This is a genomic window from Flavobacterium movens, from assembly GCF_039581425.1.
In the GTDB taxonomy this organism is placed as follows: domain Bacteria; phylum Bacteroidota; class Bacteroidia; order Flavobacteriales; family Flavobacteriaceae; genus Flavobacterium; species Flavobacterium luteolum.
The window spans coordinates 343,449-366,005 of record NZ_JBCPXY010000002.1 but is presented as its reverse complement, the minus strand read 5'-3'; the positions used below and the strand labels follow the sequence as shown (position 1 = coordinate 366,005).

At 34.6% G+C, this 22,557-nt stretch carries 13 protein-coding genes and 1 riboswitch; of the genes, 2 read left to right on the top strand and 11 right to left on the bottom strand.

Annotated elements, in window-relative coordinates:
* The first annotated feature begins 228 nt into the window (after positions 1 to 228).
* Together AAYQ05_RS04985 and AAYQ05_RS04980 are read left to right on the top strand one after the other, a co-directional pair.
* On the top strand, positions 229 to 3,015 hold the full coding sequence (locus tag AAYQ05_RS04985; protein WP_343541558.1) for a glycosyl hydrolase: 2,787 nt from the start codon (positions 229 to 231) through the stop codon (positions 3,013 to 3,015).
* Between the two features lie 16 nt (positions 3,016 to 3,031).
* Positions 3,032 to 4,159: a glycoside hydrolase family 88/105 protein gene (locus AAYQ05_RS04980; protein WP_343541556.1), complete on the top strand. Its 1,128-nt coding sequence runs from the start codon at positions 3,032 to 3,034 to the stop codon at positions 4,157 to 4,159.
* A gap of 74 nt (positions 4,160 to 4,233) precedes the next feature.
* Here AAYQ05_RS04980 and AAYQ05_RS04975 read toward each other — a convergent pair whose 3' ends face one another.
* From AAYQ05_RS04975 to AAYQ05_RS04925, 11 genes are all read right to left on the bottom strand, one after another.
* Positions 4,234 to 5,706 carry an aminotransferase class V-fold PLP-dependent enzyme gene (locus AAYQ05_RS04975; RefSeq protein ID WP_343541553.1) on the bottom strand — a complete coding sequence of 491 codons (1,473 nt, stop codon included), beginning with the start codon at positions 5,704 to 5,706 and terminating at the stop codon, positions 4,234 to 4,236.
* A 189-nt stretch (positions 5,707 to 5,895) separates the two neighbouring features.
* Entirely contained in the window at positions 5,896 to 6,888 is a 993-nt protein-coding gene (locus tag AAYQ05_RS04970) for a redoxin domain-containing protein (RefSeq protein WP_343541550.1), read from the bottom strand.
* A gap of 250 nt (positions 6,889 to 7,138) precedes the next feature.
* A riboswitch (SAM riboswitch) is annotated at positions 7,139 to 7,239 on the bottom strand.
* 215 nt (positions 7,240 to 7,454) lie between these two features.
* Positions 7,455 to 7,910, bottom strand: coding sequence for a response regulator (locus AAYQ05_RS04965; protein ID WP_281633430.1), 456 nt, complete (start codon positions 7,908 to 7,910; stop codon positions 7,455 to 7,457).
* 8 nt (positions 7,911 to 7,918) lie between these two features.
* Entirely contained in the window at positions 7,919 to 10,591 is a 2,673-nt protein-coding gene (locus AAYQ05_RS04960; RefSeq protein ID WP_343541548.1) for a PAS domain-containing sensor histidine kinase, read from the bottom strand.
* Positions 10,592 to 10,812: 221 nt separating this feature from the next.
* Entirely contained in the window at positions 10,813 to 11,079 is a 267-nt protein-coding gene (locus AAYQ05_RS04955) for a hypothetical protein (RefSeq protein ID WP_343541546.1), read from the bottom strand.
* A gap of 250 nt (positions 11,080 to 11,329) precedes the next feature.
* Positions 11,330 to 13,192 (bottom strand): TonB-dependent receptor plug domain-containing protein, encoded by a 1,863-nt coding sequence (locus AAYQ05_RS04950; protein WP_281633433.1) that lies wholly within the window; start codon positions 13,190 to 13,192, stop codon positions 11,330 to 11,332.
* A gap of 130 nt (positions 13,193 to 13,322) precedes the next feature.
* Positions 13,323 to 14,465: an exo-beta-N-acetylmuramidase NamZ family protein gene (locus AAYQ05_RS04945; protein WP_343541545.1), complete on the bottom strand. Its 1,143-nt coding sequence runs from the start codon at positions 14,463 to 14,465 to the stop codon at positions 13,323 to 13,325.
* Between the two features lie 204 nt (positions 14,466 to 14,669).
* Positions 14,670 to 15,974, bottom strand: coding sequence for a serine hydrolase domain-containing protein (locus AAYQ05_RS04940; RefSeq protein ID WP_343541544.1), 1,305 nt, complete (start codon positions 15,972 to 15,974; stop codon positions 14,670 to 14,672).
* A 4-nt stretch (positions 15,975 to 15,978) separates the two neighbouring features.
* Positions 15,979 to 18,480, bottom strand: coding sequence for a beta-N-acetylhexosaminidase (locus AAYQ05_RS04935; RefSeq protein ID WP_343541542.1), 2,502 nt, complete (start codon positions 18,478 to 18,480; stop codon positions 15,979 to 15,981).
* Positions 18,481 to 18,492: 12 nt separating this feature from the next.
* Entirely contained in the window at positions 18,493 to 19,974 is a 1,482-nt protein-coding gene (locus AAYQ05_RS04930) for a glycoside hydrolase family 10-like protein (protein ID WP_343541540.1), read from the bottom strand.
* 344 nt (positions 19,975 to 20,318) lie between these two features.
* A complete protein-coding gene (locus AAYQ05_RS04925) occupies positions 20,319 to 22,154 on the bottom strand; it encodes an outer membrane protein assembly factor BamB family protein (protein WP_343541539.1) in 1,836 nt (611 codons plus the stop codon).
* Positions 22,155 to 22,557: the final 403 nt, after the last annotated feature.

Genomic DNA, 22,557 nt, shown 5'->3' with positions numbered 1-22,557 from the left:
AAGTATTAATATTTAATTGCATAAAAAAATATTAATTACACAACAAATAAGTGTAAATTTTACACATTTAATTTTAAGTGATTTTTAAATAAAAACAGGATGCTACAGGATAGCTTTTAAAATCGCTCCCTCTACTTTTACTTTAATACCAAGACAATCTATCGTAATTTTTAAACCTAAAAAGTAGGAAAGAAACTATTTTTACAAAAGTCAAATACGGCATAAATAATGAAAAGATTCTGCTTAATAACACTATTGCTTTTCTCTTTTTTTCAGGCTAATTCGCAAGAAAAAAATAAATCCCCATGGCCAAACTCTACCAACCTGAATCAGCCTTGGGCGCGTTGGTGGTGGATGGGAAGTGCAGTAGATAAACCTAACTTAAAAAGAAGCCTTATTGATTTTCATCACGCTGGAATTGGCGGAGTTGAAATCACTCCAATCTATGGCGTAAAAGGAGAAGAAAATAACTTTATCGATTATTTATCTCCAAAATGGCTGGACATGTTAGATTACACCATACGCGTTTCAGATAGTTTAAAAATGCAGGTCGATATGGTTTTAGGAACTGGATGGCCTTATGGAGGATCGCACGTAACATTGAATCATGCTGCAACTAAACTTATAGTCGAAAAATATCAGGTTAAAAAAAATGAAACATTCAATCGAAACATTATAGTTAATGCCAAAGAGAAAAATCCAGCAGAATTATTGTATGTGGTAGCCTACGGAAATGACGGATCTATTATTGATTTGACAAATGATCTTAAAAACAAAAAGACAAATATAAACGATAAAGGTCTTGAAGGTTCAAGTATTAAATTACCCAGTAATCTACAACCAAATCTACTAAACTGGAAAGCAAAAAAGACAGATTATACCATCTATGCCGTATTTAGCGGAAAAACAGGACAGCAGGTAAAAAGAGCGGCTTCCGGCGGAAACGGATATACGCTAGATCATTATTCCACAGAAGCTTTAAAAGCTTATGTTGCTCCGTTTAATGATGCTTTCAAAGGTAGAGAGGGAAAAATAAGAGCCATTTTTAATGACAGTTTTGAAGTCTACGGAACCGATTTCACTCCCAACTTTTTTGATGAGTTTAAAAACTTGCGTGGTTACGATTTAAAGAAAGAACTTTCTGTTTTATTGAATGAAACCGACAATGAAGAAAGTAACAGAGTCAGAAGCGATTATCGTCAGACTATTTCTGATTTGCTGCTTAATAAATTTGATAAATCTTGGACTAACTGGGCACATTCTAAAAACTTCAAAACAAAACTTCAGGCTCATGGTTCTCCAGGAAATTTAATCGATTTGTATGCTTCTGCAGATATTCCAGAATGCGAAACATTTGGCTCTATGCCGTTTGATATTCCGGGTTTGAGACGTGACAAAGAGGACATTCGCGAAGGAGATGCTGACCCTGTTATGCTGAAATTTTCTTCGTCTGCAGCTCATATTTCTGGTAAAAACCTAGTATCGTCGGAAACGTTTACTTGGCTGAGAGAACATTTTAAAACGGCATTATCACAATGCAAACCTGAAGCTGAAGATTTAATGCTAAATGGTGTCAATCATATTTTTCTGCATGGATCGACTTATTCTCCAGACCGTGCCGTTTGGCCAGGATGGCAATTTTATGCATCGGTAAATTTTAATTCGAATAATACAATTTGGGAAGATGCCCCCGCTCTGTTCTCTTATATTTCAAATTGCCAATCTCTTTTACAACAAGGAAAAGCAGATAACGAAATTTTATTGTACTGGCCGATTTTTGATGCCTGGGATAAATACCATAATGGAACTTTATTTTTCCAATTCAAAATTCATTCGCTATCAGAATGGCTTCATGGAACTTCTTTTTATGACACCACAAAAAACCTGATCAAGAAAGGATATAGCACCGATTTTATTTCGGACAATTTTATAGCTCAAGCTAAAGTGGTAAATGGAAACATCATTTTATCTGGCGGAAGTTATAAATCCTTGATTGTTCCAGTATGTAAAAAAATGCCATTAGAAACACTTCAAAAATTAATTGAATTGAAAAAAGCAGGCGCGAGCGTTATATTTGAAGGTTTACCTGAGTCTGTTCCTGGATTATATGATTACAAAAATCGAGAACAAAAGCTCAAAAAAATACTATTAGACAATCAATCTCTAGTTTCGTCTGAAGACATTTTCAAAGCTTTAGAAAACAAAAATATTAAACCCGAAAGTCTTGTAAATACAGGATTAAAATTCATTAGAAGAGATATTGACGGAGAAAAAATATATTATATCGTCAATCACACCAAAGAAACAATAGATGATTTTATTCCGATTGAGATTGCAGATAAGGAAGTCCTTATTTTAGATCCGTTAACTAAGGAATACGGAAATGCCATTGTCCATAAAAAAGACCACAACACATTTGTAAAACTAAAAATTGAGCCTGGCCAATCTTTCTTTTTAAAGACAGAAAAAATCGCATCTCAAAAAAAATGGCCTTACTATGAATCTGATTCTAAAACATTTCCATTGCAAGGAGATTGGAAAATTACTTTTGATAAAGGCGGACCAAAATTACCTCAAAGTACTGTTGTTTCTAATTTAGAATCGTGGACAAAATTAAATCCAGATGCTGAAGCTTTTTCTGGCTCTGCAACTTATACGCTTCAGTTTGAAAATCCCAACCCTTCAGTACAAAACTGGAGTTTAAATCTGGGGGACGTTCGCGAAAGCGCAAAAATTTGGATCAACGATGAATTTGTCGGCACACTTTGGTCAATTCCATATAAACTGCAGATTAAAAATCTAAAATCAGGAAAGAACACCTTGAAAATTCAAGTGACCAATCTTCCTGCCAACAGAATTAGAGATATGGAGCTGAAAGGTAAGGAATGGAAAATTTTCTACGAAATAAATATGGTGGATAAAGATTATAAAAAATTTGATGCCACAAAATGGAATCCGATGCTATCAGGACTTTTAGGCCCTGTAACGCTAACTCCTCTGAAAGAACAAAACTAACAGCCAAAAATAAAAAATGAAGAAATTACTATTACTCTCCGCACTTTCTATTTTTTCTATAAAAAGTCTGCCCGCACAAGATTTAACGGATAAGAAGCAAATTCTAAAGCAGATGATTCTTGCCAATGATTATTTTATGCAGAAATGGCCAGACACTGGAAAAACGATTATAACCAATAAGGAAAGATCAAGCAATATCTGGACTCGCGCTGTTTATTATGAAGGTTTAATGGCGCTTCATGAGATTTTTCCAAAAGATACGTATTATGATTATGCTTACGCTTGGGCTGAATTTCACAATTGGGGATTCAACAGTGGCAACACAACTCGAAATGCCGACAATTACTGCGCCGCGCAAACATATATTGATTTGTATAATTTGGAGCCTGAATCGAAAAAACTGAAAAATACAAAAATAAATATCAATATGCTGCTCAACACCCCTCAAATCAATGATTGGTCGTGGATCGATGCTATACAAATGGGAATGCCGGTTTTTGCGAAATTGGGTGTTTTAGAAAAAGATAATCGCTATTTTGAGAAAATGTATGATATGTATATGTATTCAAGAAATAAACACGGAGACAATGGACTTTACAACGCGAAAGAAGGTTTATGGTGGCGTGATGCCGATTTTGATCCTCCGTATAAAGAACCGAATGGTAAAAATTGTTATTGGAGTCGCGGAAATGGTTGGGTAATTGCCGCTTTAGCAAAAGTACTGACTATAATTCCAGAAAATGCGCCTCACAGAGAACAATATGTAAAAGATTTAAAAGCAATGGCGACAGCGCTGGTGCCGATTCAGAGAGCTGATGGTTTTTGGAATGTCAGTCTTCATGATCCGACCAATTTTGGAGGAAAAGAAACTTCTGGAACTGCACTATTTGTATATGGAATGGCATATGGCGTAAATAACGGAATTCTAAAAAAAGAAACGTATTTACCTGTAATTGAAAAAGCTTGGAAGGCGATAACAACAGAAAGTCTTCACGAAAATGGCTTTTTAGGTTATCTGCAGTCAACAGGAAAAGAACCTAAAGACGGACAACCGCTTTCTTACGATAAAATACCCGATTTTGAAGATTATGGTTTAGGATGTTTTCTGCTTGCCGGTTCTGAAATTTATAAAATGAAGAATTAAAATAGTTTTAAAAACCCGACAGTCCAGAAACTTGGAGATAAAACCTGTCGGGTTTAATACTTAACTAACTATACTTAAACTAACTTAAACCATTCATTTACTTCTCTTGCGATGGTATCTTTAATTTCCGGATTCTCAAATTCATTTGAAACCGGATTATATTTATAATCTTTTTTCCATTTTTTATAATTTACGGCTACTTTTTCAATCGCATCGCAGATATAAAAAAGCTCTTCATTGGTTGTAATTGGATGCAGTGATAAACGAACCCAACCTGGTTTATTGGTCTGATTTCGCTGTAATAATTCATTTGTAATTTTTGCCGATTTCTTTTCGTTGATATTAAACAAATAATGCGCATAAGTACTTGCACACGACCAGCCTCCACGTACCTGAATTCCGAAACGGTCATTTAAAAGTCTAACGATTAAATTGTAATGGATATCTTCAATCACAAATGAAACACAGCCAATTCGCTCTGTGGTTAAATCTCCCAAAATAGATAATCCTTGTACTTTTTGAAGTCTTGAAAAACAAAGATCAAGCAGTTCTTTTTCTCGTTCTCTGATTTTCTCCACACCCATTTGCTCTTTTAATTCTAAAGCCAACGCCGTTCTAATGACTTGAAGAAATCCGGGAGTTCCACCATCTTCCCTCACTTCTATCACATCACTGTAACAATATTTCCCTAACGGATTGGTCCATTTTACATTTCCTCCGCCTGGATTATCTGGAAAATCAGATTGGTATAATTTTTCATTAAAAACCAAAATACCACAGGTTCCGGGTCCGCCTAAAAATTTATGTGGCGAAAAGAAAATTGCATCCAATTGTTCATCTGGATCATTTGGATGCATATCGATTTTGACATACGGCGCCGAAGCTGCAAAATCTACAAAGCAAAGTCCGTCATTTTGGTGCATGATTTTGGCTAATTCGTGATAAGGCGTAATAATTCCGGTAACATTCGAACAAGCTGTAAATGAACCAATTTTCAAACTTCTATCTGCATATTTTTTAATTGCTGACGAAAGCACTTTTGGGTCGACTAAATTATTCTCATCAGGTGGCAAAATCACAACTTCGGCATTGGTTTCATACCACGAAACCTGATTGGAATGATGCTCCATGTGAGTGATAAAAACCACAGGTCTGTCTTCTTCAGCTTTTGTTCGAAGCGCCATAATACGCTGCAGTTTCGATAAAGCTGCCGTCATACCACTTCCTGTAGTTACTAAAACATCAGATTCATTTGCATTGACTGATTTCTTAATAATATCTCTAGCATGCTGATAGGCATAAGTAGAGGTTTTTCCTGTCTGACTTGAAAGTGAATGCGTATTGGCAATCATTGGACCAATTTTATTGAGCATTATATCTTCGATCGGAGTGTATAATCTTCCGCTGGCAACCCAGTCTGCATAAACTAAATTTTGTTCTCCGTAAACCGATTCGAAAGTATGATCAATTCCTACTGTATTTTCTCTAAACTTAGAGAAGTAACACTCAGGTTCTGTTGGTTTTGTTGTTGGCTCAATAGCATTCATATCCTATATCATTTTAATTAACTAAATCTATTATTGATTGAATCTTTTTAAACACATAGAAACATAGATTATATTCTAAACAATAGATATTTGAAAAAATCTAGATTTTCACACATAGCTATGTTTGTTATAACAAGTGAAACGCCTCTCTAGATAAAGAAAAACTATGTTTCTATGTGTTTAAATAAATTAATTTGCCTGCCCTAAAAGCGTTTTTAGTGTAGCTTGCAATTCTTCTCCGTGCAAGTTTTTGGCAACGATTATTCCTTTAGAATCTACTAAATAATTCCCCGGAATAGCTCTAACTCCATATAATTTGGCAAAGGCACTGTTCCAGAAAAGCAAGTCAGAAACATGTGTCCAGGTTAAATTATCATCCTTAATTCCCTTAATCCAGTTTTCTTTCTTTTTATCTAGAGAAATCCCTACGATGTTGAATCCTTTATCATGAAATTCTTTGTATGCCGCTACAATATTTGGGTTTTCTCTTCGGCATGGACCGCACCATGAAGCCCAAAAATCTACTAGAGTATAACCTCCTTTTAAATTGTCATAAAGTCGAACTGGTTTTCCTTCAGGATCATTGGCTGTAAAATCAGGGGCTTTTTTGCCTACTGCTAATCCGTCTAAAACAATAGCCAATTCTTTTAATTCTTTCACGTAAGTGGTATTCTGAAGACTTTTATCCAGCAAAGCAATATTTTGTGTAATCTGTTCTGGCGTTAATCTGTAAGACCAATTTCTATATAATACATAAGCCGAAACAATAGATTTTGGATTTTCTGTTATGAATTTGCTGATTTCTACATCTTTGCTCTTTTTATAGCTTTCGAATAAATCTTGAGAAACCGAACCTTCGACCACAGAGGCAGTATAATATTTCTTTGGACTCAGTTTTACCGAAATTGGATCTTTTTCTAGAAAAATATATAAAGGCGAGCTTTCTGTATTGACGCTTAACCCGTATAAATCTGGTGTTTTTACTTTTGTTTTAAAACTAAAATTTCCGTCTTTTACCTTTGCCGAATCTATCGTGGTAAACATTTTATTGTGAAACTTCTGCAAGTAAACATATTGTGCCACTGTATCGACAACAGTTCCTTTTAATTGTAAATTACTTTCCTGCGCCTGAGTTTGAACGGCTCCAAGAAACAAAGCAAAGCCTAATAGTATTTTTTTCATTTTATTTTTAGTTTTTAAGATTAGACAAAAGAATTTCAGGCCAATGCCAAAAGACATTAGCAGATTTTTAATTATTTAAAGAATAGAGTCTGGTAGAACTAGTCTTTTTCCGCTAGAAAAAGGCAAAGCTGTTTTCTTCGAAAATGGAATTCAAAAGCTCATAACCTGCGTACAAAATTGTTTCTGCTTTCATTTAAAAAAATAAAGATTTAACGTTGATGAACTTAAACAGATTTACGGATGAAATCTTTTCTTATCTGCCCGCATAAAGCGGAAGGATTTAGCACCTTGTTCGGCAACAGGTTGCTAAGACGTCAATGGGCCTATTCCCTCAGTCTTTCTGGATAAGTATCATTTTTTAATTTTTCTGATACAAATATATATTAATTCTACCGAATTAGTCAAGTTTAATTTGTGTTTTTTATTTTTTATTGAAAAAAGAAGTATTCAAAAAAAACACAACGTTATAAAAATCAATAGATTAAAATAAATTTATTTCTATTTACAAACTCCTTTTTATAAAAGAAATTCATACTTTTTTTGCATGGAAAAGCAAAGTATTTTACTTATTCAGCAGTAAACACATGCAGAAATTTATTTTTTTCTAGATCGAAAAGTGATTTTTTTAATCCCTTATCAAGGTTTGAAGTAATCGATCCAAGAACCTTTTTTAGATCCTTAAAATCAGTTGGTTTCACAAAATAGCATACAGCACCAAGATTTGCTGCCGCTTCTAAATCGTTTTTATGTGAAGAAGTAGAAATCATAACGACTGGAATTCCTTTATAATTCTCATTCAATTTCAGCCTTTTCAAACATTCCCACCCGTTCATTATAGGCATATTCAAATCCAGAAAGACAATCCCTGGAATTTCTTCTTGTTTTTCGAGTAATTTTAACGCTTCGCTTCCATTTTCGGCACAATGACAAATAATACTTTTATCTATATCTGCCAGCGCTTCACAAAACATTTCTGCATCATCCTGATCATCATCTGCCAATAAAATTATCTTTTTCCCCATAGTTTTAATTAAATATCTTTTTCTTTTTGTTCAAATGGCAGTGTTATGCTAAAAACTGCTCCTTTATCAGCAATTCCTGTTGCGCTAATACTTCCTCCATGCCGTTCGGCAATTTTTTTACAGAGAGACAAACCTAAGCCCGTTCCTTCGTAACGATCTTTGGAATTTAAGCGGGTAAAAGTTTCAAAAATACGTCCAGTTTGATTGTCTTCAAAGCCAATTCCGTTATCTTCTACCGTAATTACCGCCACTCTTCTTCCGTCTTCAATTTGTTCATTTGCTTTAATTGTGATTTGGGGCGACACTTCTTCTCTAGCAAATTTAATAGAATTGTTAATCAGGTTATAAAACAATTGATAAAGCAATACAGAAGCTCCTTCAACCAGAGGGAGCTCTTCATAGTAAATTTTACCTCCTGTTTTTTGAAGCGCGATTTCAAGGTCGCTTTCTATATTTTTAATCACTTCATTTAAATCGACAACCGTTGCTTTTTGCAAATCGGCATTGATTTTAGAATAGGCCAACACACCGTCAATCATAGTAAACATACGGTCTGCCGCAACATGAATTCGTTCAATATATTTTGAAGATGATTCGTCTAACTGTTCGCTAAGATGATCTTCGAGACGGCTTAAAAATGTTTTGATTTTTCTAACGGGCTCTTTTAAATCGTGAGATGCAACATGGGCAAACTGCTGTAAATCGTCGTTGGAACGCTGTAATTCTTTGGTACGCTCTGCCACCAAAATCTCCAATTTTTCGGTAATCGATTTTTGCTCATGAATATCAGTGCAAGTACCAAACCAATTGGTAATTACGCCTTCTTTATCTCTTATTGGAAGCGCTTTACTCAAAAACCAACGGTATTCTCCCGTATTGGCATTTTTTAAACGAAACTCAATCTGATACGAAGTTCCTGCATGAACACTTTGATACCAAGTTTTTGAGACTAAAGAAACATCGTCTGGGTGAAGTACGGGCATCCAACTTGAATCTCCAAATTCATGTTCATTGAAACCAGTATATTCGTACCAGCGGCTGTTATAATAATCTATAAATCCTTCTGGATTAGATGTCCAGATAATTTGTGGCACAAGATCTGCAAGCTGCCTAAATTTTTCTTCGCTTTCTGCAATTACATTTTGAAGTTCTTTCTGCGAAGTAATATCGCTTGAAGCACCAAACCATTCTACAATTTTTTCTTTATCGTTTAATATCGGAACCACTCTAGAAAACACCCATTTCACAGTATCATCTTCATTTATAATTCTGTGTTCCATTTCGAAAATACTTTTCTCCACTATCGATTTGGAAATAAGATGCACAGCACGCTCCAAATCACTCGGGTGAATAAATTTATCGAGCCAATTGATGCCTTTTTTTCCTGAACTAGACAACTCTCCGTCGCCCTCTAGATTATGCATGATCATCCAATCGGCATCCATGCGATAAACCAGATCAGATGAAGCGTTGATTAAGGCTCTAAAACGGTTTTCACTTTCTTCCATTTTCTGGCGTGCCACCACTTGCTCAGTAACTTCTACTGCTACTTGTATCATACCAGTTATCTCTCCTTCTTCTATTAGAGGTCGATAAGCCAGATTATAATAGTAGTTCTTCAATTCTCCTGTCCGATTATGAGGCACTAGAACTTCGCTTTGATCAAACGGAATTCCTTCGTTATAAACCTTTAGAACTTGTTCCCACACATATTGCCCTTCTAGTTCTGGCAATACATCTATCAGACGCATGCCTATAATTTCTTCTCCTCGCCCTATCATTAGGAGCATATGTCTGTTTATCTGCTCAATAACAAGATCATCTCCTCGAAGTACCAAAGTGGGAGCTGGAGTCTGATGAATCATTTTACGGAAACGACTCTCATTTTGCTGCAGTTTCTCTTCAGCCAGTTTGCTTTCGGTTATATCTCTTGTTGTTCCAGCTACACATTCTACTTCTCCTTTTTCGTTAAAAACGGGAACAAAAATATAATCGTAAATTCTTCTTCCCAATTCGGCATGCGGAAAAGAAACTGTTCCTCTAATTGGCTTTTTATTGGCCACAACAGCATCAATTTCGCTTTCATGCATTTCGGCATGCCAGTCTTCGTAACCATTTTCTCTTAATCCGCGGCCAATAGAATCTTGTTCTGTTTTGCCCCACATGGTTAATAAAGCTTTGTTTGTATAAATGAACTTATAATCAAGATCAAATACATAAACCAAATCGGGAGTGCTGTTTATTATAGAATTGTAAAGTCTTTTTTGTTTTTCTGCATCAATCAATGCTTCATTCAATGCAGTTTCGGCCTGTTTTTTTTCGGTGATGTCTTCCATCGTTACCACCAACAATTGATCTTGAGCTACGGCAGTAAAACGGAACCATTGTTTTTTGGTTTCAGTACCAAACCATTGTTCAAAATTAGCTGGAATACTGGTTTCTAAAGTTTCAATAAACTTTTCAAGAACGTCTGTTCCGTTTACATTAGAAAAAACTTCACTGTATCTTTTATTTTTATAATCCGAATTCCCGATCCAGTTTACTAAATAGGCATTACATAATAATATCGTAAAGTCTCCAGCTTTACCCTTTTTACCATACAAAGGTTTCAAGACTGCAATACCATTTGGCGCAGAATTAAAAACAGTTTGAAAAAGGTCTAGATTATGTATTAGCTCCATTAAGATATTTGATGAAAAAATTTCTAATGCTGTTTTTTGCTACTAATGAAACGTAAATTTGTTAAATTCTTTCTCAAATATAAATAAAAACACGATTGCCTGTTTAAAAAATAAAAAAAGCCAAATCGTTTAAAATTTGGCTTTTTTTCGGTTTGACAAGAATAACATCAGTTACTGTCTAATATGCAAAAGAGCGGAGTATTTTTCCGCTCTTTTTAAAATTAATCTGTTTTTGTTTCTTCATTTCCAAAAGTACGAATATTCATATTGGAATTGTCTTTATGTCTCAGTTCTTCATAATCGCTATCATCTCCCCAATCTCCTGTATTGGTGTGCTGAATAGGGTTGTCACTTTCATTTACATATTCTTCTTTATTTTCGCCATTCGGAAAATACATATGGTATCCTAAAATAGGATCCCAGTTTGATTCCTGAGTACGATCAATACCATCTTGGAATAAATCGTTTTGTTCATTTCTTGTTTCCATTTTCTACAATTTTACACCCTCAAAAATTGAAAGCCCGATTATTATTTCATTCGTAAGTTAGTAAAATTCAACAAATTAAATCACAACCTATTATATCATTTAACGAAAATTTTACATGATTCTGTATTGTTAAATAAATTTTTTAATGCGTTTTAATTCAGTTTTTAGAATTATACTGAAACTAAAAAAGCCTCTAAACACAAGGTTCACAGGCTTTTAAAAAATATCTGAATTCTTGAAAATTTACTTCTTAAAAAGTAACCAGTTTTACTCCTAAAGTAAACCAGCGTGATGGCAACGGTACTGCCCCTACTTCGTAATAAGTTGCATTGAATATATTTTGTCCGTCTAAAAAGATTGTAAATTTATTAATTGACTGACTTACTCTAAAGTCATTTACCCAATAAGATGGTCCTGTAATTCTTTCATTAAAACGAGTTGCAAACATAACCGATAGATTTTTAAACTGATAATCTATAGTATTGGTAATTTGATGTTTTAATGACGAAATTGCATATTTTGAATACGTTTCTGTACGTGCACTTTTGAATTCTGAATCTAAATAGGTGTAAGCCAAAAGAATATTTAATCGAGAATCTTTAGAGAAATCGAATCTATAAGTTCCGCGTAAATTAATTCCGTTTGTGTTTAAATCTCCAGTGTTTTGACTCTGCCAAGGCTGCGTTGTAAGATTACGCATCCAGTCGATATAATTATCAATTTTTCTATAGAAATAATTTGCATTCAAGCTTAAAGCTCTTTTGTTGTACTTGAATCCAATTTCGCTTTGAAAAGCATTTTCTGAATCCAAATCTGGGTTTCCAACATTTCCTGTCTGTTTCAAATACAAATCTGTAAACGACGGAATTCTTTGGCTTGTTCCGACATTTCCAATAATTTTAAATGCATCGGTAATCGCATAACTAGCATCAATTCCAGGATAAATCTGCCATTTGTAATCTGAATTGTAATTTAAATATGTTCCGATATTTACATCCAGTTTTTCAGTAAAACTTCTTCTATATTCTGCATAAAGTCCCACATTTTCGCGATCGTGATCTCCAATGTTTGATGAATGGATGTTTTCATTTCTAAATTCAGCTCCAAAACCAATTTCTCCTTTAGATAATTTTACTGTAGAGTTTAATTCTCCTGCAATAGAATTGGTATAATGCTGACTTCTTCCAACAGCCAGATTTGAATTTCCTAAATAACGGTAATCATCATAATTGTAACGATATGTTATTCTCGGCATAATTTTCCAGCTATCCGTAATTTGATGATTAGACTGAAGATTAGCAAACGTAGTCTGAACAATTTCCGTTGAGTTTTTATCTCCCGGCGCAGCATAAAATCCGTTTGCTCCAAATCCGTTTTTGATATACCCTGCAGAACCCTGAATTTCATTTTTATCATTGATCTGCACATTTCCCTGATAGAAAATTTTGTTGTTTTCGAATGCTGTGTTGTAACGGTATCCGTTGCTTTTATCATGCGAAGCAAAAAGCAAATGCTGCTGTTTTTCTTTACCTAAAACAGCTCCAGCCTGAACTCCTGTTCCGTAAAAAGTATCTCCTGTATCTTGAGTGTCTTTTTCAAAATTAGATCCTGCATAAGTGCTTACCATAAAACCAGAATCGGTTGGTTTTTTGGTAATAATATTAATTGCTCCTGTTAAACTGTTAATTCCGTAAATTCTCGCTGCTGGTCCGCGAACGACTTCGATTCTTTCAATTGCTTCAACCGGAAGAGGCAGGTTTAGCATATTATGAGCAGTTTGCGAATCGATTACTTTTGCTCCGTTTAATAAAACAACAGTCTGCTCAAAACTTCCTCCATCAACACTAATGTCGGCTTGAGTTCCAAAAGGCCCTCTTTGTCTGATATCTACTCCGTTGGCATACTGCAATACTTCTTGCAAGGTTCTTCCTGGCAGTTTTTTAATAGTTTCGCTCGAAATAACATATACATTTCTATTTTGTTTAGAAATTGGTGTATTAAAACGGCCTTCATTAATAATAACTTCATCCATTTGGTTGATGGAATCTTTCTTTGTCTGTGCGTAAAAATTGGTACAAATTACTGCAAAGGCAGCAAAATAGATTTTTTTCATTTTGGTTTACTATTTTTTTGGCAAAAGTAAACCCTTACCGTACCAATAAAGTATACCAGTTTTGTAATTACAACTAGACCGGATGATATTATGATCTATTTTTCTAAAATCTAAGCAAAACTGAGAGATATTACTTATAAATCAAATATTTGGCGCGCATTTTTTTAAATGCAATTAAACCTTCTTTCCAACTGTTTCTGATTTCTTCTTCAGAAACTCCAGCTTCAATTTGCTGCTGCAGTTTTTCATTTCCTGCGCGAATAGCAAACTTTCTTTTATCAAAAAATTTAGATTTATCTGCTGTTGTCTGATAGGCTTTAATCAACCATTTAATTTCTAATCTGCTTATCCTCGGAATAGAAGACAAATCTTCTCCATTGCATTCTATACCTTTGTATAAAGGATCTTTATCTCCAAAATTAGGCTGTGGAGTAAAAGATAAATCGCTTTTTGGCAGATATGGCGAACCGTAAATCTGAAACTGCTTTTCTGTTCCGCGTCCCATACTTACATTTGTTCCTTCAAAAAGACATAAACTCACGTACAAATTAATTGCCTGATCGTTTGGCAAATTTGGTGAAGGTCTTACTGGCAAACTATAAGAGCTTTTTCTGGTATAATTCAAACATGGAATCACAGTCAATTTGCATTGAATTCCATCTTTTAGCCATTTTTGTCCATTGATCATTTTGGCTTCTTCGCCTAAAGTCATTCCATGCAATAAGGGCGTTGGGTGCATTCCAATACCGCTTTTAAAAGCGATATCCAAAACCGGCCCGTCAACGATCGCAATATTTGGATTGGGACGATCCAGCACAATTAATGGAACATTGTTCTCAGCGCAGGCTTCCATAATGCGGTGCATTGTAGAAACGTAAGTATATAATCGCGTTCCAACATCCTGCAAATCAAAAACCATAACATCGATTCCTTTTAATTTCTCTGGGGTTGGTTTATTGTTTTTTCCGTAAAGCGAAACAATCTGCAAACCAGTTTTAGAATCTATTTCGTCAGATACATTTTCTCCAGCATCAGCCGTTCCTCTAAAACCGTGTTCTGGTGCAAAAATGCTTTTTATTTGTACTTTTTGTTCTACTAAAAAATCGACTAAATGTTTTTCTTTAGTGATAATTCCCGTTTGGTTAGTTACAATTCCTACGGTTTTGCCTTTTAATAAAGGCAGGTATTTTTCAGAATTCTCAGCACCCGTTTTTATTTGCTGCGCAAAAGAAACCGCTGAAATTAGCAGGCAAATTATAATTAGTTTTTTCATAGCTCTTATTTTTTTTTGCCACAGATTAAAGGATTAAAAAAGGATTTTTTTGTTTGTCACTAATTACACAAATTTTCGCTAATTCTTTTTTTACATACTTTACATAAAATAAAAATCACTTTAATCCTCTTAATCTGTGGCAAAACTTTTTCAAACAGATTAAGAAAATTAATTCGTGTAAATTCGTGCAATTCGTGGCAAACTTTATTTATTAATCTGTCTCCAGATTTTAGCGCTAAAATCGTCTTTGTACATTAATCTGTTTGTTCTCGTTGGGTTAACTCGATTGGTTAGAATGATTAAAAATCGGTTTGTATTTCTATTCATAAAGAAAAAAGTTCCTGTAAAACCCGTATGTCCAAAATCGTCTTTTGTAAAAAATTCGTCTGGTTTTCTTTTATCAAAACCTAAACCGCGATAAATTCCCTCTTTTGCAAGTGGCGAATCTGTAAACTCTTTTACGACATTGGCTTTTAGAATCCGTTTTCCGTTGTAATTTCCGTTGTTCATTAACATTTTACAGATTACAGCAATCGATTCTGCGTTGGCAAACAAACCTGCATTTCCAGAAACGCCTCCAAAAATTGCTGCCGCTTCATCGTGCACATAACCTTTTACAGTATCTTTTCTGAAGAAATTATCTACTTCAGTTGGCATTACATTATCTATAGAAGTCCATTTTAACGGATTATAGCCAATTTTCGAAATGCCTAATTCGGTATAAATTTCATTTGTGAACTCATCGAGTTTTTTTCCTGTTTTGGTTTCAATCATTTGCTTCACCAAAAGCAAGTTTAAATCGCTATACAAATATTTCCCTCTCGGATTTGTATTTGCTTTCGCAATCCTTTCATAAACCGACGGATAAAATTCTGGATTGAGCCACATGTTTTTATAAATCTGAACCCAATTTTCTTTTGGCTCAAAAACCAAATATTTTGAATCGTAAACGATGTTTTTATTCACGTACATATTATCAAAAGGCTCAACATATTGCTCTGATTTTTGATTGCTCAAAAAAGGCGAATTGTCTGGCGTAGAAAGCAGTGCTTGATAAAAAGTGATACTTGGCGTTAGTCCTGAAGTATGCGTTAGCAATTCAAAAAGCGTTAAATCGGAAATCGCTGTGTTTTTGTACATCGGAACAATTTCGCCCACTTGATCTGTCAATTTAATTTTTCCATCTCCAACCAAACGCATTGTTACAAGAGTCGCTCCTAAAACTTTAGACATTGAAGCCAAATCAAAAACGTCATCTGGTTTTACTAATTGCTTTTTCGCATAATCATGATAACCATAATTTTTAGATATCAGATTAGAATCTCCTGTACCCACGATAATTTGCGCTCCTGGAAAAAAGCCTTTTCCCAGAGCATTTGTCATCATTGAATCAATGTAAACTTCATTTCTTTTTACATCAAAAGATTGCTTTGCCTTTTTCTGCGAATAACCTTTTACTCCCAAGAAAATCAAGGAAACCAATATAATTTTAATACCAATATTTTTCATCGTACTATGGATTAATTTTTAAGTCCTGTCCTGCCATCAAAGGCTCATTATTGGTTCCTGTAATTTGTATTCTAACTGCTTTTACAGGCTGTTTCGGATAAATGGATACGTTTCCGTAATCGAAATTATCGCCTTTTATGAAATCAATTCCATTGTATGAAAACTCCACAAAACCATTGTTAATGATAAATCTCGGGTGATGCGGAATTCCAGTTAAAACATCTATTTTAGAAGTGGTTACAGGATTAGTAAAGGTATACAAAATCCAATCGCCATCTTTGCAGGCAACATCGGTACGCAAATACGATTCTTCATTATAATCCTGCAGATTCGAAATTGGAAACTTCGGATTTTCTGCCATCGACGAAGTTACTTTCACTTCTGGTTCCTGATAAGGCGTACAATTGAATTTTACATTTGCTGCAGATTTTTTCTCTTCTTTATTTTCAATTGTAAAATCTATTCTATAGGTGTTTTTTTCGTTGTAATTATCAATTAAAAATCTCAAGCGAGGTTTTGATTTTAATGCTTTTTCGTCTGCATAAGTCTGCACTAATTTATCATTTTCGAAAAGCGAAACATTTTTGATTGTTCCATTTGCTCCATCATCTGTTGGATTAAAACTTAAATACCAAATACCTTTTTTATCTACATGATCTGAAATATTTTCAGAAATCGTCAAAACTTCTGCTTTTGAAGTATTCCAATTGGCTACAGGCAATTTTTCAGCTTTCACCGCAGGACTTGCCGAATATTCATTAAAAAATACTCTGAACATATAGCGTTCATAATCCTTAGTTTGAATTGGTCCTGTATACAAAGGCGATTGTCTTGTTGGTTCATTTCCATCTTTATCAAATCGCACAACAGCACCTTCATAAGGTGGCGTTACAGTAATTGTTCCGTTTTTATAAATCGCTGTTGGAGGAAAATCCCTGAAAGCAATTCCCATATCAGCCAATCTTTTTAAATGGCTATTGGTTAATCTTCCATAAAAATCATCCCAGTTTTTATCTTCTTTTTTAGACCATCCAATTTCAGACAACGCACTGATTCTCGGATAACTTTGGTATTCCATAATTCTTGCAGGACGATCCAGATATTCGCTCCATAAAGCACCTTGAACGCCAATGATGTTTTTCTGTTCTTCTGGAGTTAAATCGGTATCTGGAATTGGTTCAAACGAATAGGCTCTTTTGGTATCTGTGATTGCTGCCCAACGATGGCCACGTTCTGTTTCAGATTGTGCCATATCGTAATATGTAAATTGCCCTGGCATCATGATGGTTTTATATCCTTTTTTTGCCGATTCAATTCCGTAACTAATTCCTTGCCAAGCAGAAATTAGCGTATTTGGATCAATTTCTCCGCCTTTCAGGATTTCATTCCATCCGTCTGTTTTTTTATGGTATTTGTCTACAATTTTCTGAACTCTTTTAAAGAAATAATTTTGAAGCTGGAAACTATCTGTAAATCCTTCTTTTGCCATTAAAGCTTGACATTTTGGACAATGTTCCCAATTGGCACGGTTGACTTCGTCTCCCGCAACATGAATGTATTCAAAAGGAAATAATCCAGATACTTCTCTAATGATTGAATCTAGAAGATCATAATTTTCTTCACGGCCTACACACCAAACATTTTTCACTTCTCCCTGAACACTTTTAAGTTCCTGCGTTATTGTACAGCCCACTTCTGGATACGAAGCCGTTACCGCACGTGAATGCCCTGGAATTTCGATTTCTGGCATTACAGAAATACCACGATCTGCGGCATAAGCCACGACTTCTTTAATATCTTCTTGTGTGTAAAAACCTCCGTAACGCTTGTCTCCAGAACCATAAGATGGAAGCAAAACTTCGCCAGGTCCTCTCCAAGCGCCTTTTAAAGTTAAATCTGGCAGTGATTTAATTTCGATTCTCCAGCCGTTATCGTCTGTTAAATGCCAATGAAAAACATTCATTTTATGAGCAGCCAGCCAATCGATATATTTTTTTACGGTTTGTTTGTCGAAGAATTGTCGCGAACAATCCAACATCATTCCACGCCAATCAAAACGAGGATAATCTTCTATTTTCACAAACGGAACAGTTCCTTTTTTAACCTCTTTTGCAGAGCAAATTTGCAGTAAAGTCTGAAATCCGTTTAAAACGCCTTTATCTGTTTTTCCTTTTACGAAAATTCCGTTTTGGTTTATTTCTAATTGATAACCTTCATTTGGAAGATCCAATTTCTTATCTACCAGAAATGAAATATTATTTTTTCCGAATTTTTTCCCAATCGAAACAATTGGGGTAATTCCAGTATTTTTGGAAAAACCTGTCGTAATATATTCGGCACTATTTTTTAGTTTTTTGTCTACAACAATTTTTAATGGCGAAGGCAAAACAAACTGTCCTGCGCTTTGCTGAACGGATACAGGTTTTGGAATTAGGTCTAATTTTTGGGCTTGTACAAAACTAAGCGAACTTAGAAATAGGGCTAATAGAAGAATACTTTTTCTCATTTCTTTTATATTTTATTTTATTGAAAATTCAATCGGACTGCTTTCTGTCTGGGTCTGACTCAAAGCGGTGAGCGCATAAACGTAGTTTTCCAAATCGGCGTTTGGCACTTCAAGTTTTAGAGCCGTTGTCACATAATAAATATTCTGAGGATTTGAGAAATCGGTTATTCTTCCTTTTGGGAATTTGTAGATTACATATTTTTTGTCATTCAATGCCGCTTTCCAAGTCAAAACTGCTCTATCGCCTTTTTTAGCAATCATCGCATTTGTTGGCGGTTCTGGTTTTAATCTTGTAATTCTATTGGCTTCGGGAGTTAGAGCGATGTATTTGTATTCTTTTTGAAGAAGAGGTTTTCTAAGCGTATCTCCTTTTTTCAAGAAAGTCGAAGCGGTAAAATGCATAGAACCATCAATTTGAGGCATTTTACGAATCATTTCAATCTGTTTTACAATTTGATCAGGACTTCTCCACTCTGGCTCTTTAGTCGTAGTTGAAATTTTGTAATCACCGTGACCCACGTAAACATTTGCTCCATATTTGTGTTCTGCCCACCATTTTGCCAGAACTTCAAAATTGGCTCTATCAAAACCAATGTGCCAATAGATTTGAGGCGTTACATAATCGATCCAGTTTTCTTTTTGCCATTTTAAGATATTCGCATACAAATCATCATAATTGGTTGCTCCTGCTCTTGTATTAGAACCTTGCGAATCTTTGGCAATATTTCTCCAAACTCCAAATGGCGAAATTCCGAACTCGACTTCTGGTTTATTGGCAATAATGGTATCTCTGATTTGCTTGATGATTAAATCGACATTGTCTCTTCTCCAATCGTCTTTATCTGTAAACTGACGCGGTTCTTTGGCGAATGCCTTATCATCTGGAAACTCCTGCCCTTCAATTTTATACGGATAAAAATAATCATCCATATGCACCGCCTGAATATCGTATTTACGAACAATTTCGCCTACAACAGAAGCAACAAAATTTCTGGTTTCCTGCAAACCTGGATTAAAATATCTCGTTTTTCCGTACGTCAGAAAAAGGTCTGGTCTTTTAAAATATAAATGATTTTTTGAAAGCACATCTCTAACAGTATCTTTCTGAACACGATACGGATTAAGCCACACATGAACGTTCATTCCGCGTTTTCCTGCTTCGTCAATCATCATCTGCAACGGATCGAAACCTGGTGCAACGCCTTGAGTTCCGCTTATCCAATGCGATGCTGGTTCTTTTGTTGATTTATAAAATGCATCTGCAGTTGGACGAATTTGAAAAATTACGGTATTCAGATTATAAGAACGTAGATTATCCAAAATGGCAATCATTTCGTTCTTCATTTCTTTATCTGATAATCCTGGCTTAGAAGGCCAGTCGATATTTTCTACGGTAGAAATCCAAGCGGCTCGCATTTCTCTCTTTGGAGATTGCTGACTAAAAATTTTAGTCTGAATCAGCAATATTAGGATTAAGAATTTTAGACTTTTCATGAGGTTATATTTTTGGTTAGCTAACTGTTGTTAAATAATTTAAGCGCAATTCCGATAGCTATCGGGAGCTAAGATTTACGCAAGGTTCGCAAAGTTTTATTTTCCTTTTTTTAAATCTCGCAAAGGCACAAAGTTTTTATTATTTGATGGTTATTTTCTCTCGCAGATTTAGCAGATTCAAAGAATTTCATTTGTTGCGAAAAAATCTTTTATAATCCTTTAATCTGTGGCTATTTTTACTCTCGCAAATTCAGCAAATTTAATTCGTGAAAATTTGTGAAATTAGTGGCGAAAAAAAACTTTTTAATCCTTTAATACCGACAGGTATCGGGAGTGGCTAAAAACTATTCCAATAAATAAATTCCACCTTCAATAAGTGATGCCCAAACTTGACCTTTATCATCAACAGTAAATCCATTTATACTTGAACTTCCCAGATAAATTTGTTTGATGATTTCAAATTTTGTGGCATCAACAATTACAACTTCGCCTTTTCGGCTTCCTAAATATATTTTATTATTTTTTTCTAATATCGCCGCAGGATTGTGTTCATATCCCCATTTTAAATCCAAAACTTTGCTTTGGCTTACAACATTTTCTTCAGTCAATTCAATAGTATCATTAAGCGGTACCCTTACCAATTCACCGTCCATTGTTTTGCCATAAAACCATTTTCCGTCTTGGCTTTTACCCATTGATTCTCTAATTTTCCACTTCGAAGTTCTTAAAAGCGTTTTACCCGTTTCAATATCTAAAATGGTTAAGAAACGCTGAGGCGTAACAAAATAAAGTCTGTTTTTTGTTGCAACCATATTGACATTTCCAGCAGAATATAAAATTTGTTTATCGTTGCCATTATTCCATTTCCAGATCAGTTTTCCTGTATTTTTATCCAAACAATACACATACGAATCCCAAACCCCAAAAATTATTTTATCGTCTTGTATTAGCGGAGTTCCCTGTGAATAAGAAGCTGGTAAATTGCTCTGCCAAATGACTTTGCCTGTCACAGCATCTGCACAAATAAATGCCGTAGAACTCGCCGTATAAATTTTATTGTTTTCAGCAATTGGCGAACCTACTAAAACACCACCAACAGGAATTGTCCATTTTTGTTTTCCTGATTGAGTATCAAAACCTAATAGATTTCCTTCAATAGTTCCTATAACCAAATTGTTTTTTACAATTATTGGTGAAAAATAAATTGAATTTCCTGTTTCCGTTTTCCAGTTTACACTTTTACTTTTCAGGTTAACTGATTTTATTTCGCCAATTGAGTTAGTGAAATAAAGGTTCTTTTTATCGAATGCAGGAAGGCTGTAAATAGAAGCAATATCTTTTATAAAAGGAGTTTGCATCGTTACACTATCTTTCGGAATTTCAATTTTGGAAGGTTTTGATGGCACCGAAAATTTAAAAACTCCCGGTTTATCAATTTCCTTTTGATAGATACTGATACTGTCTTTGCTGATAATTACCTGATTATAACTTTTTGTTTTTCCGTCAAGCGAAGTTATCGAAGTTCCCATTATGCCGCTCAAACCTGAGAAATTATATTTTCTTAAAGTATGTCCATGACCGCAAAAAGTGGCAACCGTTGGGTATTTTTCTAAAACTGAAAGCACTTCTTTATAATTGCTCACACTATTATCTAACGGATAATGAGCAAAATTCAGCACTTTTTTATTGTTGTTTTTAAGATTTTCTTTTAAAGTTTTATCAAGCCAAAGCACATCTTCGTGTTTTACAAAACCATCTCCCATTTTCATGTAAGGTCCGCACGGAAAGCCTATAAAGACATAATCACCTTTTGAAAATACGAATCTATCCTCGCCAAAGATTTTTTTATACGTCAAACCGGCGCTTTCACTCCAGTTCGTTTCATGATTTCCAGAAATTACATAATATGGAATTTTCAATTGAGAAAGGATAGAATGAACTTGTTTTAGCTCATCATCAGCACCGCGATTGGTTAAATCTCCAGTTACAACCGCAAATTCAAAATCTGAATTGTTGATTTCTTTTACAATATTCTGCAATAAAAAGTCATTGTCATTTCCTACTGAAACGTGCAAATCTGTTAGCTGTACAAATTTGATATTTTCTGATTTTCCTGAATTTTGAGAGAACCCAGAAACTATTACAAAAAGCAATAATATTCTTAAAAATAGATTTTTCATTGGTGTTTTTTTTATTTATTGTGCCTTACTTAAATTATATCAAGATTGTATTATGTCAGGTGAGTTACAATGTCCCTCTATCCTATATTTATGTTTTTTCTCATGTAGATTTAGCAAATACTACAGATTTTATTTGCGGAAATTTTTATTATGCGTGGCGAAAAAATCTTTTTAATCCTTTAATCTGTGGCTCTTATTTTCTCTCGCAGATCTAGCAGATGCAGAAGATTTTCTTCGTGAAATTTGTCTTATTCGTGGCAAAAAAATCTTTTTTAATCCTTTTAATCTGTGGCTCTTATTTTCTCTCGCAGATCTAGCAGGTTTTCTTCGCGAAAATTTGTGCAATTGCTTCGCCTATTCGCTATCGCTCGGGTCGTGGCGAAAAAAATACCTAACAGGCTTA